Source organism: Nonomuraea insulae, assembly GCF_042656245.1.
In genome coordinates this window covers 566,908-580,023 of sequence record NZ_JBHSPA010000045.1, presented here as the reverse complement: position 1 = coordinate 580,023, position 13,116 = coordinate 566,908, and the positions used below count along the sequence as shown (strand labels likewise).

Genomic DNA, 13,116 nt, shown 5'->3' with positions numbered 1-13,116 from the left:
CGCATACCCCGTTGAGCAAGAGATGAGCTTCGTTAGGGCTCGGGGACTGACTCTCCACCGACGTTCTCGAGCTTGCCCATCCAATCGGCTACAAGCGACTTGAACAGAGCAGCGACGCCCAGAACAGCTACGGCGACGACCGCAGTAATGATCACCCATTCAACCGCAGAGGCACCTCTCGTTGGGGCGCTTCTGGCCTGTTGAATACGCATGGCCAGCTTTATCCGCAAATAGTCAACCCAAGGGCACACGGCGGACCTTCCGAACTTTGAGGGATTGGCTGAAAATGCCCGAATTGGTGCTCCGAGTAGGGCTACAGGATGCCGTCCCCCCGGCAGGCCCTTGACGTATCCGAGCAATTACTTAAAGTTAACACTCTGACTCCGCAAAAGCAGGAGATCTCAGACTCTCGGAAAATAGGGCTTTCACTGGCAACTCGAACAGTTGGGCAGATGCCGGTGAAGTCCGATCGTTCCCCAGCTCGGAGGTTCATCAGTGGACACTTCATCGTGGAAGATCGTAGAAGGCGTGGCCCTGGCTATAGGCATCGGGCTCGCCACCCCTGTTGCAATGAGCACACCTGCCCAGGCCATCGCACGGACATGCGTTACCGCTACAAAGTGGTTCTCTAAAGGAATAGAGCGGTTCGTGACGGTTGAGAACTCATGCCCAACCACCGAGTGCGTCTACGTTGACGTGCCCTTCTATCGGGATCCAATAGTCGACGTACTCCCATATTCCACAAATACGGAATCATATGGATTTCGGATCATACCGGAAGGACGCCGCGTCTACCCTTACGATGGCCCGTGCTATCCGTCTGTGAAGATGCCCAAGAACTAACTTCGCGCTCGGCGGTCAAACTCTACGAAATCTCCAGAGTCGCCGGTTAGTGCACCCGATCGGTCATGGATACCGGGGTGTCGAGGAAACCGCAGCAAACGTTTTCGGGAATCACAGATCACGGGCAAGGATTCCCCCCCAGGCGTCGGCACGATCGTCGGCGCCTGGTCTCATTCCTGTTAACCAGGTGAGTACGTCCCACGCCCGCATGATGAGAGATGGACTCCATCGCGTCGATGTCGCAGACGATCAGCCACACCGAGCAGGGGACAACAGGATCAGCTGAAGGCCAGGGCGCGGAACACGTCGCGGAAGCGCGCGATCGGCTCGCGATCTCGGCTGTAGTACAGCTTGTTGGTCAGCAGCGCTGCCCAGCGGCCTCGTTCACGGTTCACCCACATGGCGGTCCCGGTGAACCCGTGGTGGACGAAGACGCCGTCGCTCGGGTTGGTGCCTGGAGCGGGGAACCAGAACAAGCCGCGGGCCGGCTGCAGAACTCCGGTGTGGATCTGGAGAGATTTCTCCACCCATTTGCCCCCGAAGCCCGCCTCCGCCATGCCGTTGTCCGCGATCATGTGTCGCAGGAACATCTCGACATCTCCCAAGGTGGAGAAGACGCCGGCGATGCCACAGACCCCACCCAGCAGCCGGGCCGAGAAGTCGTGAGCGATGCCCCTGAGCCGTTTACCCGATTCAGGATCGAATTCCGTGGGAGCCACGTGGTCGATTCGGGCGGCGAGCGGTCCGAACCTGGTTTGGTTCATCCCGAGGGGCCGCCACACCGTCTCTTCACAGATCTTGTCCAGGGTGGCGCCGTTGAGGTGCTCCACGACCATCCCCATGATCATGGCTGCCCGGTTGGTGTACTCCACGGCGGTGCCCGGGTGGCGGTGCAGCTGTTCTCGCAGCACTCCGCGATGAATGGCGTCGCGTTCGGTGCCGTACAGAGCCCGGAGGTTGGCCCGCAGCGGGAGACCAGCGGTGTGCGTGAGCAACTGATGGATCGTCACGGGCGCCAATGGATATCCGGCAGCGTCGGGCATCACCGATTCGAGCGGCTCATCCAGCCATTCGCCCCTGCTCCCAGAGGACCCCGGCCGCCGCCCACACCGACATGATCTTCGTCAGGCTGGCCATGTCGAAGATGCTCGCCAAAGACATCGGCTCAGCTGGTCGTTCGGGATCGAGTACTCCGACGGTTCCACGAAGCGTGATCTCGCCCCGCCTGCCGATGGCCCACACGGCTCCAGGGAAGACCTGCTCTCGCACGCCCTGATGTAGGAGTTGGCTGATCCGCTGCTCAAGTCCCTTGCTCATGCCGTGATCCGTTGTTGTGCGCAGTCGAGGGTGATGTTGCGCGCATGGGTGAGGTGGGCGAAGGTGTCGTGGCCGCATCCGATGGCTGCTGGGGTATCGGTTTCGGTGCATCTGATCGCCATGTGGGAGGCGGCGCCACCGTACTGGGTGATGAGTCCGGCGATCCCCCGGCAGAAGAGAAACTCGAAGCCTGGGTCGGCGTGCTCGGTGAGCACGATCTGCCCTGCCAGATCGAGGTTCTTGGCGAGTTGAGGGCGGGCGAGCTGCACGGCCGGTGCGGTGATCTTCCGGGTGGTGATGAAGTTCGGCAGGTGCCGGTTGGTGATGATGTCGGCGTCGGCCTCCTCGATGATCACGTCGGGGAGGTGAAGGAGGCTCTGCGCGGTGTGCGTGTGGCGCCGAGCGTGGGCGAGGGCTCGGAGGCGGTCGATGTCCTCGCTGGTGACGCTGCTGTGTGCGCAGCCAAGGAGGTCTTCCACAGTCAGATAGGACAGGCAGTCGGTGTCCATGTCGTGCTGTCGCCCGAAGGCCGTGAAGAGTTCGAGTACGCGGCTGATGGTGGCGGTGAACTGGAACTTGTACGCTTCGCGACGGGTCTGCATGTCGCGGACGAAGTCCAGCAGGGTCTGAGCGGTGAAGTCGAAGCCCGTCCTGGCCAAGTGCCAGTCGATGTCGCGCATTGTTGTGGGCGGCAGCTTGCCCGGAGTGGCGAGTGAGCGTCGCGCGGGCGTGGTGTGGGCTGATCCGAGATAGAGGTCGGGTGCGGCGGCGTAACTGGGGACGGTGATGTCGTACGTGCCCGGCCGTAGGTGTCCGTAGCGGGCCAGGAATTCCTTGAGGGGCAGGCCACCCTGCTGGCAGTGGGCGAGGTCGGTGGTGAACTCGGTGGCCACGGTGTGGATACCGGTGAGGAACTCGTCGTGCTGGGCCTGGGTGATGACGCCCGTGGTGCGCAGGGACCGCCACAGCGCGGTGGCGATGAACGTACCGCGCACGGCGACGGCGAACGGCATCGTGCCCAGGTGCCGCGCGTCGTACAGGAGGGCGTCGGCGAGTGACAGCGGGTCGTACGAGCTCGCGGTGAGTTGCTGCCGCCGTGCAGCGAGCTGGCCGATGCGCTGATGCATCGCGGCGAGCTGGCCGTCGCGGTCGTGCACCACGTTCGTGGTCAGTTGAAGCAGGCTGGTGCGGAGCTGATCGATTTCACTGGCGGTGAGACCGGCGTCGGCCAGGGCGGTGGCGTGCTGGGGGAAGTCGAAGTCCAGGGCGCTCGGGCAGATGCGGAACTCGACCTTGTCGTGAGTCTCGGGAGCAGCGGCGAGGCGGGCCAGGTAGAAGTCGATCAGCTTGTGGCACAGCGCCTCGTCCAAGGTGGCAGGCAGGTAGGAGTTGAAGTCGGCGCGCAGGTCGACGTACGGGCGGCCGGCGAGGGTGACCATGAGCTGGTGGGGTGCGGGGTGGTGATAGCCGAGGCGGTGGCGTGCCTCTCGCCAGACCTCGCGAGTGATCAGCTTCTGGTAGAGGGACAGGGCCAGTGGCCGGGGGTGAGCGCCGATCATTTCGGCGGGGTTCCAGTCGGCCATGTTGCTGTAGAGGCTGTGGCGTCCGAACAGACCGTGTATGGGCCGGCCGCGGAGACGTAGCGTCGCCTTGACGCGAGCGATCTCCTCGGCCACGCGGGCGTCGTTGGCTCGGTGGTCGCGTTCTCCGCCGGGCAGCGGGCGGACCTGGAGGACGTACAGGCGGCCGCGGCTGATGGCGAACTCCACGTCGAGCGCGGATCGGTCGAGCAGGTGGGTGAGCTCGGCCACGGTGGCTGCCACCTGATCGAGCGGGGGTTGAAGGTCTGCGGTGCGGGCCTGGTGGTGGATGCGCGCGATGCGGGGGATGGTGCCGGTTCCGCTGGTGACAGTGTCGGTGCGGCCGCTTTCGTCATAGTTGATCACCAGGTACGGGGCCCTGGTGACGAGGTCGCGGGTGAAGGCGACGCCGCTGCAGGTCACGTCAGCCAGCATCGGCTGGATGAGTATTTCGAAGTGGTAGACGTCGGGGCCGTGGCGATGGGTGAAGCTGGCGATGACCGCTGCGACGGCGGACGCCACGGCATCAGAGGAGTCGACGTCCACCTGCGGGACGCTGGTGTAGACGCCAGCGCATGAATAGTCGGGGCTGTCTTCTCCGGGCGCGCTGCTGCGCACGATCACGTGCTGGCCGGGGAAGGTGCGCTGGAGGGCGTCCAGGCAGTCTTGCCGGTCCGTACGCCATTGTCCGACGGTGATGGTGAGCTGGTCGGCGACCTCGGCGGTGGTCAGTCGTCCACGTAGTCGCCGGAGGGTTTGTGCCTTCGTACCCAGGATGATCGGCGTCATGCGGAGCGTTCTCCTCGCGCGTGCGGGGTGGGTATGACGGTGCGCGGCAGGGCGGGGGCGATGCGGGTGAGGACGTCGGTGTTGACCGTGCCGGCCAGGTCTGCCCATTCCTGTACGTCGATGGAGCCGCCGATCAGGGTGACGGTGTCGCCTACAGTCACCTGCGGGATGCCGGTGACGTCGACGGTCAGGTGCGACATGCCGACGCTGCCGATGATCGGGGCGTCGTGGCCGCGGATCAGGACTCGGCCGGTGCCGGCGAGTTGCCGGGGGATGCCGTCGGCGAACCCGGCCGGCACCACGGCTATGAGCGTGGGGGCGCTGGTGCGGTACGCACCGCCGTAGCCGATGCTCGCCCCGGCGGGCAGCGATCTCAGAAGCTGGATGTACGAGGTCAGGGACAGCCCTGGCCGCAGCCCGGCCGGGGCGGGCACAGACTTGTCGCGGGGAGCCAGCCCGTACAGCAGGGCGCCAGGTCGGACGATCTCCCACCGAGTGCGGTCATGCAGGCCGGCGGCGAGAGCCGTGCTGGCGAGCGCGTGCCGTGCGGGCCGATGCCCCAGCGCGGTGACGATCCGGGCGTAGGCGTGCTCGAACACGCGCAGCTGGTCGACCAGCTCGGCATGGCCGCTCCCGTTCAGGTGGGTGTAGACGCCGGCCACTACCAGCCGGTCCAGCGCGGCCAAGCGCTCGATTTCGGCTGTTGCGGGAGGCCACCCGTACCGGCCGAGCCCGGTGTCGATCTCGATGTGGACTGGCACCCGCTGACCGTGCCGGACTGCGGCCCGGTGCAGGTCCCAGGCGGTGGCCAGATCGGACAGCGAGGCGCGCAGGCGGCGTGCGACGACCTCGCGTGCGCCATCTGCCGGCGTGGGCGCCAGGATGGTGATCGGCAGGAGCAGACCTGCGTCGCGCAGGTGGCAGGCCTCGTCCAGGGTGGCTACGGCCAGTTGCTGGACGCCGTGGCGGATCAGTAGCTTCGAGGCCGTGATCAGGCCGTGCCCGTAGGCGTTGGCTTTGACCACGCCCATCACCGCCGGTTCTGGGCCGGTGAGCCGCCTAATGGTGCGCAGGTTGTCGCGTAGGGCGGCCTCATTCAGGTGTACTCGTAGACGCTCCACCTGGCTCACCTGCCTGTGGGGCTCGGCTCGCGCTCGGGGGCGAGGAGCCGGTACACCTGCTGCTTGAACAGTGTTCCTCGGGTGCGGTGGTCGAGGAACATGTCCTTGCTGTTCGCGCCGGGGCTGAACAGGACGACGTCGCCTGGCTTGGCGAGTCCGGCAGCGCAGGCGACCGCCTCGGCCAGACCGGTCGTCCCGGTGATGGCGGTCATGCCGTGCGCTGCCGCTGTCGCTGCGGTACGCGGCCCGGTTTGTCCCAGGGTGATGAGATGCCGTACCCGATCGGGGAGGGCCGCGGCCAGGGGGCCGATGTCGGCCTGCTTGTCGTCCTTGCCGCCGGTGATCAGCACGATGGGACGTTCGCTGAGGGCGTCCAGGGCGTGGATCGTGGACCACGGGTTGGTGGCCTTGCTGTCGTTGTAATAGTCGACGCCAGCTCCGGTGGTGACGTACTCGATGACGTGCTCGCGCCCGGCGTAGGTGGTGGCGACGCCACGGATCACGTCCATGGGGATGCCTTCGAGCAGGCCCACCGCCACCATGACCATGACGTTGGGGAGGGCGCCGGGCACCTCCACTTCACGCCGCTGACACACGACGGTCCGGACATCGTTGAGGAGCGCCACCACCGCACCGCGTTCGCAGAACACGCCTTCCTTTCCAGCGGGCAGCGCGCCCTGCGTGCTGAAGTACAGGGTTCGGCCGGGGGCAGGGCCGGCGATCTGGCGGCACACTTCGTCGTCGTGGTTGGCGACGGTGGCGTTCGCGTCGGTGTGATTGTGCACGATGCGTGCCTTGGCGGCGACGTACTGATCCCAGGTGTATCGGTTCATGTGCTCGTGGCGGATGTTGGTGAGCACCGCGATGCGTGGGGCGAAGCGGTGGCAGTCCTGCAGTTGGGCGGCGCTGACCTCGATCACCGCGGCGTCTGCGGCTGCCATGTGCTGGATTGCCGCGGTGAATGGGTGGCCGATGTTCCCGGCGACGTGCACGGTGTGGCCCGCGGCTCGCATCAGGTCGCCGATCAGGATGGTGGTGGTCGACTTGCCGTTCGTGCCGGTGATGGCTGTCGTGATCCGGCCTGGGCAGATGACGGCGCCGAGTTCGATCTCGCTCCACACCGGTACCCCTCGCTGGTGAGCGTCGAGGAAGACGGGCAGTTCGCGGGGCACTCCCGGGCTTCGGATGATCAAGGTGTCGTCTGTGCTGCGCGGTGGTTCCGTACCGAGGCGGTAGGAGATCGGCAAGTGGGCGAGCCGCTCGATCGCCGGGGCCAGTTCGTCAGGGCCACGGGTGTCGCTGATGGTCACCGAAGCGCCGCGGGAGGCGCACAGGACTGCGGCGGCTTCGCCGCTCACGCCGAGCCCAACGATCAGAACGCGGGCATGGTGAAGTGACACGATGGCTCCCAACGGAGTGAGGGGTGGGAAAGGCCGTGCGCGGTGCTACGGCTAGGTATGCAGGGGATGCCGCTATGCGCTGGCCAGGGTCCGTACGGTGCGCATGTCGCCGAACGGCAGCTTGCGATCTCCGATGATTTGGTACGGCTCGGCGCCCTTGCCCGCGACCAGGACGACGTCCCCGGGTTCCGCGATCTCCAGCGCCCGGGCGATGGCCTGCCGCCGGTCGGTGATCCGCTCCACCCTGGCGGTGCTGGCGCTCACGCCCGGCATGATCGCGTCAATGATCGCATCCGGGTTCTCGCTGCGCGGGTTGTCGCTGGTGACCACCACGACGTCGGAGTAGGTACCGGCGATCTCCCCCATTGGGGCGCGCTTGCTGGGGTCTCGATCCCCGCCGCACCCGAACACCGTGACCACCCGACGCTCGGCGAACCCCCGGATCGTGGTGAGCACCTGCCGCAGTGAGTCGGAGGAGTGGGCGTAGTCCACGATCACCGACACTCCGGCCGGGGTCTGGTAGGTCTGGAACCGGCCCGGGATCGCGGGCAACTCCTCCATCGCCCCGAGCATGGCGTCCATGTCGTGGCCCAGCAGATGACCGGTGGCGAGCGTGGCCAGCGCGTTGTAGACGGCGAACCGACCAGGTATCGGCACCCGGGCAGGCCTGCTGCGGCCGGCGTGGTGCAGGACGAACCGGGTGCCGGTGGCATCCACCTGCAGGTCCGTCGCCCGAACCTGCGCGCTTGTGCCGTCCAGGCCGTACGTTGTCACCGCGCCAGGCATCAGCGCGGCGATGTCGCCGCTGACCGGGTCGTCGGCGTTGGCCACCGCATGCCGGCACAGCCCGCTGAACAGCAACAACTTGGCCTGCTTGTAGGCCTCCATGCTGCCGTGATTGTCCAGGTGATCGGGGCTGAGGTTGGTGAACACACCGACATCGATGTCGGTGTGATCCACCCGGCGCAGCTTCAACGCCATCGACGACGCTTCCAGCACCACCGCACCTGCTCCGCGATCACGCATGGTACGCAGGATGTGCTGAAGCTCCACCGCCTCCGGAGTGGTCGGCGTCGTCTGGTCGATCCTGATCGGCTCATCCCCGACACGGCTCCCATCGGTGCCGATCACTCCTACCCGCGCCCGCGCCGCTCCCCGCAGCACGGACTCGATCATGTAGGAGATGGAGCTCTTGCCATTGGTGCCAGTGACCGCCACCACCTGCATCTCCCGCGACGGCTCCCCGAAGTAACGCGAAGCCACCAGAGGAGCCACCGCCCGGGTGTCGGCCACCCGCACCACGCACACCTGCGACGGCGGGAGATCACCGAGCGCCGGGCGCTCGACCAGCACGGCCCCCGCTCCGCGCTCGACAGCGTCGGCGATGAACTGGTGACCGTCGGCCCGCGAGCCGCGCATGGCGATGTACATCGACCCCGCGGTCATACGCCGCGAGTCGTAGGCGATGCCGGCGCTGACATCGGCCTTGTCCGGGTCGCCGTACAGGACCTGGAAGTCGTGTCCAGCCAGTAGATCACTCAGGTTCATCGCCGCTGCTCTCCCTTTTGCTGCCAGCTTGCCGTGGCCGATGGCCTTGAGCACGAGAAACGCGCCGAGGCGTTCGGCCTGCCCCACGGTTCTCAGGGGCGGAAACTCACTCAGAGCCCCGCTAGGATCACTGTGCGCTGTCGTACGCGGCCTCGCCAGTGGCACCTCGGGCCCTGATGACAGGCTCCCGCGGCCACGGAAGCCGGGCGTTCCGCGCCCTTGCGGGAACCAGGCAATCACGCAACCCTGAAAGGACCGATTGGCGGAACATCGCACGGAGGCCTCAGTGCCGGCAGCTCATACGGGCCACGCCACTGAACTCCGCACCCTCGCGCTGGCCGACCACGGCGAGCCACTGCCACTGCCGATCTTGAACGAGATCGCCGAGGCCCTCCACGCCTGCTGCGGGCACAGCCGCGTCAAAAGCGCCCGGCTGGCCCGGGGATGGAGCGTGCCTCGAGCGGTGGACGAGCTGACCGCCACCGGCGCAGCCGCCGAGCTCCCCGAGCGCGGCGCCGACGAGCGGCGCTGGCGGCGCTGGGAAGCCGGCCAGCCCCCCGACCCCGACTACCAAGGTCGGCTGTGTCGGTTGTTCCAGACCGGGCCGGTTCAACTCGGGTTCGCTGTGGATCACACACCGCCCCCGAACTCGCCAGGAGGTGATCGTACGAACCGCCGTGACGCTCTTCGGCTGGGCGCCACCGCCCTCGTCGCCAGTGGCGTACTACCCAGCGCTGAAGGCGAGGCACACGAGCTGACCCGCCGCAGCGAACACACCGACCTCGTACCGGCCAGCCTCACCCAGATACACCAGGCCATCAGCGACTACGGACTCAACTACGCCACCTACAGCGCCGATGACCTCTGGCGAGATGCCCGCCGCAACCGCCACCACGTCGCGCACCTGCTCGAAGGACGCATGACGCTTAAGCTACGCCGCGAACTGTACGTCACCGCGGCCTGGCTGTCCCTGGTGCTGGCCTGGGCCGCCCACGACCGCGGCGACCCCCGCGGCGCCCTCGCCTACGCAGCCGACGCCCGCCACCACGCCGAACAAGCCGACCACACCGAAGCGACCGCCTGGTCCTGGGACGTAGAAGCAACAACCTGGCTCTACCATGACCACCCCGATTCAGCCCTGACCGCTGCCCACCGCGGCCTGATCATCGCACCCGCTCAGAACCCGGCTCACACCCGGCTTACCGGCCAACTCGCCCGCGCCCTCGCCCGCCTGGGCCATGAGGCACCCGCGCAGGAAGCCCTCACTCGCCTGCGCCGCCAGGCCGAACACCATCCACCCCACGCCAGGGGGCTCTTCACAGCCGACGCCGTCCGCATATGGTCCGTTGCTGCGACCTCCAGCCTCTGGCTGGGAGACAACCATCAAGCCCAGGAACTGGCCACCAAAGCCATGCAGATCTACGACCAAGATCCGAACGCGTCCCCGACCAGACGAGCCCTCACTGCCCTGGACGCCGGCTTGGCCTATGCCCGACTCGGCAACCCGGAACAAGCCGTCGCGCACGGCATGATCGCGCTGTCCACCCCACGACACGCGGCCGTCATCACCACCCGCAGCAGCGCCCTGCGCCACACCCTGGAACGCACCCACCCCAAGGCCGTCATAGTCGCAGAGTTCCGCCATACGATGGCGCAATCGGTTCTAAGCAAGCAGCCCAGAGCAACCGGTCGATAGCACGGTCGCACCTGAGCGTCGTGCTCCCGAGGTCAACGGCACCCGTTCTCGTTCGCTCGGAACTGTTCAGTCACAGGTGTACTCCGGATCAGGAGTACACCTGATGCGTGCTGTGATCCAGCCATCAACGGACATCAACCTGGAGAACACCGGCGTGGCGGTTAGGGCCAAGAAGTCGAACCGGGGGTTGGTGGCCCGACTCGTCGATCAGGCTCGCGCCTGGGGGCGTGGAACTGGTGGGCTAGAACGGACTGCTGGCCGACTGGCCAAGCTGGTGCGGGAATCGCGTGGCTGGGAATCACCGACCATCTCGGCTGCGACAAGCGTCAACGCTCCGGCGGCGAGATGACCAACAGCCATAACGGCACCCGCTCCAATACGGTCAGCACCGATGCGGGGCCAGTCGAGATCAGTGTGCCGCGGGGCCGGGACGGCAGCTTCGAGCCGAAGATCGTGCGTAAGCGGCGGCGGCTGTCCAGCATCGATGAGATGGTCATCTCGCTGGCCGCCAAGGCTTGACGACCGGGAGATCTCGGCGCACCTGGCCGAGGTCTACGGTGTGCACGTATCCAGGTAGACCATCTCCAGCATCACCGCCAAGGTGGGCCGGCGACGGTGGTGTGACCGCGAAGTTCTGGCTGCATGTACTGACCGAGATCAAGAACCGTGGTGTCGGTGAAGCGCTGATGGTGGTCCCCGATGGGCTGAATGGCCTGCCTCAGACCGTCGAGAGCGGGGAGATCATCGCCACCGACCACGAGGTAGGCACCTATCACGGGCCCCGAGATGTGCGGCATCACGCACAAGATCGTCAAACGCATCATCGAGCGGGTCGCTGGCCGGAACAAGCCGCCGGGCCGTAGACGGCGTGGGCAGATCAAGTGGCCGAAGCGCACTTAGCTTGACAAGTTGCCTGGAGGGCACAGGACGAAATCAAGCTGGCCCCCAGCAATCACACGTACCGAGGACCAGCGAGGCTAATGCTTAGGCAATTGTCTCTAGTTTGGCGAGGCAATCGCCTCTCAGAGTCCTTCTATTTCTTCTTCCACCAGCTTGGCTTCGCCGTCAGCCACTGAGGTGCCCCACAGCGTTCCCAGACGACTCGCTTGTTATGGCCGAGATGGCCCCAGCACAGCTTGAAGACCATGACCTTCCCCCAGATCGAGTCGTCGCCGGCGCAGCCACCCTGCGGCGCCCGCACCTCGAACACTCCACCTACAGGAACTTTGTTGTCGTGAGCCCACCGCGCCTGGTAGACGCGACCATCCGCCCTACCGTCGCAGACCTTGATGCCGGACCTGTCGGCAGGCACCCTAACGATGCCGTCCTGATAGCTTGCCTGCCAGCCTGATGCCTGCGCTGATGCTGGTACGGCGGCGCTCAGCAGAAGTCCAGCACTCAGCCAGACGACTGCCTTACCCACACGTGAAACCATGGTGATCTTCCCTCTCTTCGCGAAACGAGGATGCCAACTTTAAGTAGCAGCTCGATTACGTCAAGGAGATAGTCAAAATCGATCGCTCTCGGTTCTGCAACAAATCGAAAATAAGACATAAAAAGTCAGGTCGCACATACTGATAGATATTTAACGAACCATCCCTAGATCTTTTATCCTCTAGCACAGATGGACGTACGCATACAGCAGACACAAACGTCCCAAATCGCGGGGGCACCCCCTGTTGAAGTGGGTGATCATCACCGCGATCATCGCGGACTTGCTCTCGGACCCGCCTCTGGCATTCAAAGTGTCATAATCGACTCGCAACAGCGGCTCGAAATTGTAGGGGCTGCATGATACTTCCATGACGAGTTGTGCGCCTGGGCGGCCGACGCCATGGCCTCCATCGCCCTGCACGCCGACCGGCCCAAGTAAGCCATCAACGCGGCTCAGCGAGGTCTGCGCCTCCCCCACCGATCATCCCCTGGCCGTACGGCTACACGCCCAGGCCTCGCGCGGCCATGCCCGACTGGGCGACCATGACGCCTTCCACGCCAGTTACCAGCAGGCTGACCGGTTGTGGAACGCACTGCCAAGCCGCACACCCCCGCCGCCCAGACGGCACCGACACCGACCCGTTGGCCGTCTACGCCATGACCACCTACACCGCTTCCTCCTACCTCTAGCTCGGCGACTACGAACAGGCCCGCCATCACGCCGAACGCGCCGTCGAAACGCACGCGGCAACCCCGGCCCACCAGCGTTCCCTGGGCCGCGAAGCGATCGCTCAGCTAGACCTGGCCACGGCCTTCCTCGGTTCCGCCACAGAAGCAGTGACGTATGGCCTCAAAGCCCTCGCCACCCCGCGAATGGTCGCCTCGGTCAACGCCCGGGCGGCCACGTTCAACACCGTCCCGACCAGCACTTACCCCAGAACGAGCCAGGCTGCGGAGTTCCAGGCCGGCATGACCGCCACCCCATCTGGAAGGGCCACACCGTGAGTGAGCATGACCACGCCCCGCCACGGCGGGAGCTCAATATCCGTAAGCCGTACTTCGATCTCATCGTCGCGGGCATCAAAACGGTCGAAGTGCGCGTCGGGTACCCGAGCATGCGGAAGATCCAGCCCGGCCAGCAACTCGACTTCATCTCCCGCGATCAAAGGCTGGCCACCCGCGTCCTGCGGATGTCGGAGTACGCGTCCTTCGAGGACATGCTGGAACACGAGGACCGATCGCCATCGGTGGAGATCTCGGCAAGAACACCGACGAGTTGCTGGCAGTGATCCGAGGTATCTACCCACCGGAGAAGGAAAACCTGGGAGTCCTCGCCATCGCTGTCGAAGTGATCAGCTGATACTGGCGAAGACCTCTTCCGTCGGGCT

General features: G+C 65.7%; 11 protein-coding genes. 4 read left to right on the top strand and 7 right to left on the bottom strand.

Annotation, left to right across the window (positions count from 1 at the left end; all coding sequences use genetic code 11):
• Positions 1-1,121: 1,121 nt before the first annotated feature.
• From ACFPZ3_RS37060 to ACFPZ3_RS37035, 6 genes are all read right to left on the bottom strand, one after another.
• Positions 1,122-1,853, bottom strand: a complete 732-nt coding sequence (locus ACFPZ3_RS37060) for a serine hydrolase domain-containing protein (protein ID WP_379518984.1) — start codon at positions 1,851-1,853, stop codon at positions 1,122-1,124.
• A gap of 49 nt (positions 1,854-1,902) precedes the next feature.
• A complete protein-coding gene (locus tag ACFPZ3_RS37055; RefSeq protein ID WP_379518983.1) occupies positions 1,903-2,160 on the bottom strand; it encodes a serine hydrolase in 258 nt (85 codons plus the stop codon).
• Positions 2,157-4,529, bottom strand: coding sequence for a PEP/pyruvate-binding domain-containing protein (locus ACFPZ3_RS37050; RefSeq protein WP_379518982.1), 2,373 nt, complete (start codon positions 4,527-4,529; stop codon positions 2,157-2,159). The genes ACFPZ3_RS37055 and ACFPZ3_RS37050 overlap by 4 nt, the downstream gene beginning before the upstream one ends.
• Complete coding sequence (alr, locus tag ACFPZ3_RS37045; protein WP_379518981.1) at positions 4,526-5,650, bottom strand: alanine racemase; 1,125 nt, start codon at positions 5,648-5,650, stop codon at positions 4,526-4,528. The genes ACFPZ3_RS37050 and alr overlap by 4 nt, the downstream gene beginning before the upstream one ends.
• A 5-nt stretch (positions 5,651-5,655) precedes the next feature.
• Positions 5,656-7,050, bottom strand: coding sequence for a UDP-N-acetylmuramoyl-L-alanine--D-glutamate ligase (gene murD, locus ACFPZ3_RS37040; RefSeq protein ID WP_379518980.1), 1,395 nt, complete (start codon positions 7,048-7,050; stop codon positions 5,656-5,658).
• A 72-nt stretch (positions 7,051-7,122) separates the two neighbouring features.
• A complete protein-coding gene (locus ACFPZ3_RS37035; protein ID WP_379518979.1) occupies positions 7,123-8,598 on the bottom strand; it encodes a UDP-N-acetylmuramoyl-L-alanyl-D-glutamate--2,6-diaminopimelate ligase in 1,476 nt (491 codons plus the stop codon).
• Between the two features lie 463 nt (positions 8,599-9,061).
• Here ACFPZ3_RS37035 and ACFPZ3_RS37030 point away from each other — a divergent pair, with 463 nt between their 5' ends.
• The 3 genes from ACFPZ3_RS37030 to ACFPZ3_RS37020 all read left to right on the top strand — a co-directional run bounded on the left by ACFPZ3_RS37030 (position 9,062) and on the right by ACFPZ3_RS37020 (position 11,157).
• Positions 9,062-10,294 carry a hypothetical protein gene (locus ACFPZ3_RS37030; RefSeq protein WP_379518978.1) on the top strand — a complete coding sequence of 411 codons (1,233 nt, stop codon included), beginning with the start codon at positions 9,062-9,064 and terminating at the stop codon, positions 10,292-10,294.
• A 345-nt stretch (positions 10,295-10,639) separates the two neighbouring features.
• Complete coding sequence (locus ACFPZ3_RS70260; RefSeq protein ID WP_417629170.1) at positions 10,640-10,813, top strand: transposase; 174 nt, start codon at positions 10,640-10,642, stop codon at positions 10,811-10,813.
• Positions 10,814-10,914: 101 nt separating this feature from the next.
• The gene (locus ACFPZ3_RS37020) at positions 10,915-11,157 is read left to right on the top strand and encodes a transposase (protein ID WP_379518977.1); all 243 of its coding nucleotides are present in this window, start codon (positions 10,915-10,917) and stop codon (positions 11,155-11,157) included.
• A gap of 170 nt (positions 11,158-11,327) precedes the next feature.
• Here the strand turns inward: ACFPZ3_RS37020 and ACFPZ3_RS37015 are convergent, their stop codons facing one another.
• The gene (locus tag ACFPZ3_RS37015; RefSeq protein ID WP_379518976.1) at positions 11,328-11,729 is read right to left on the bottom strand and encodes a hypothetical protein; all 402 of its coding nucleotides are present in this window, start codon (positions 11,727-11,729) and stop codon (positions 11,328-11,330) included.
• A 1,000-nt stretch (positions 11,730-12,729) separates the two neighbouring features.
• On the opposite strand from ACFPZ3_RS37015, the gene ACFPZ3_RS37010 reads away from it, so the two are divergent.
• Positions 12,730-13,017, top strand: coding sequence for an ASCH domain-containing protein (locus ACFPZ3_RS37010; protein ID WP_379518975.1), 288 nt, complete (start codon positions 12,730-12,732; stop codon positions 13,015-13,017).
• Positions 13,018-13,116 lie beyond the last annotated feature (99 nt).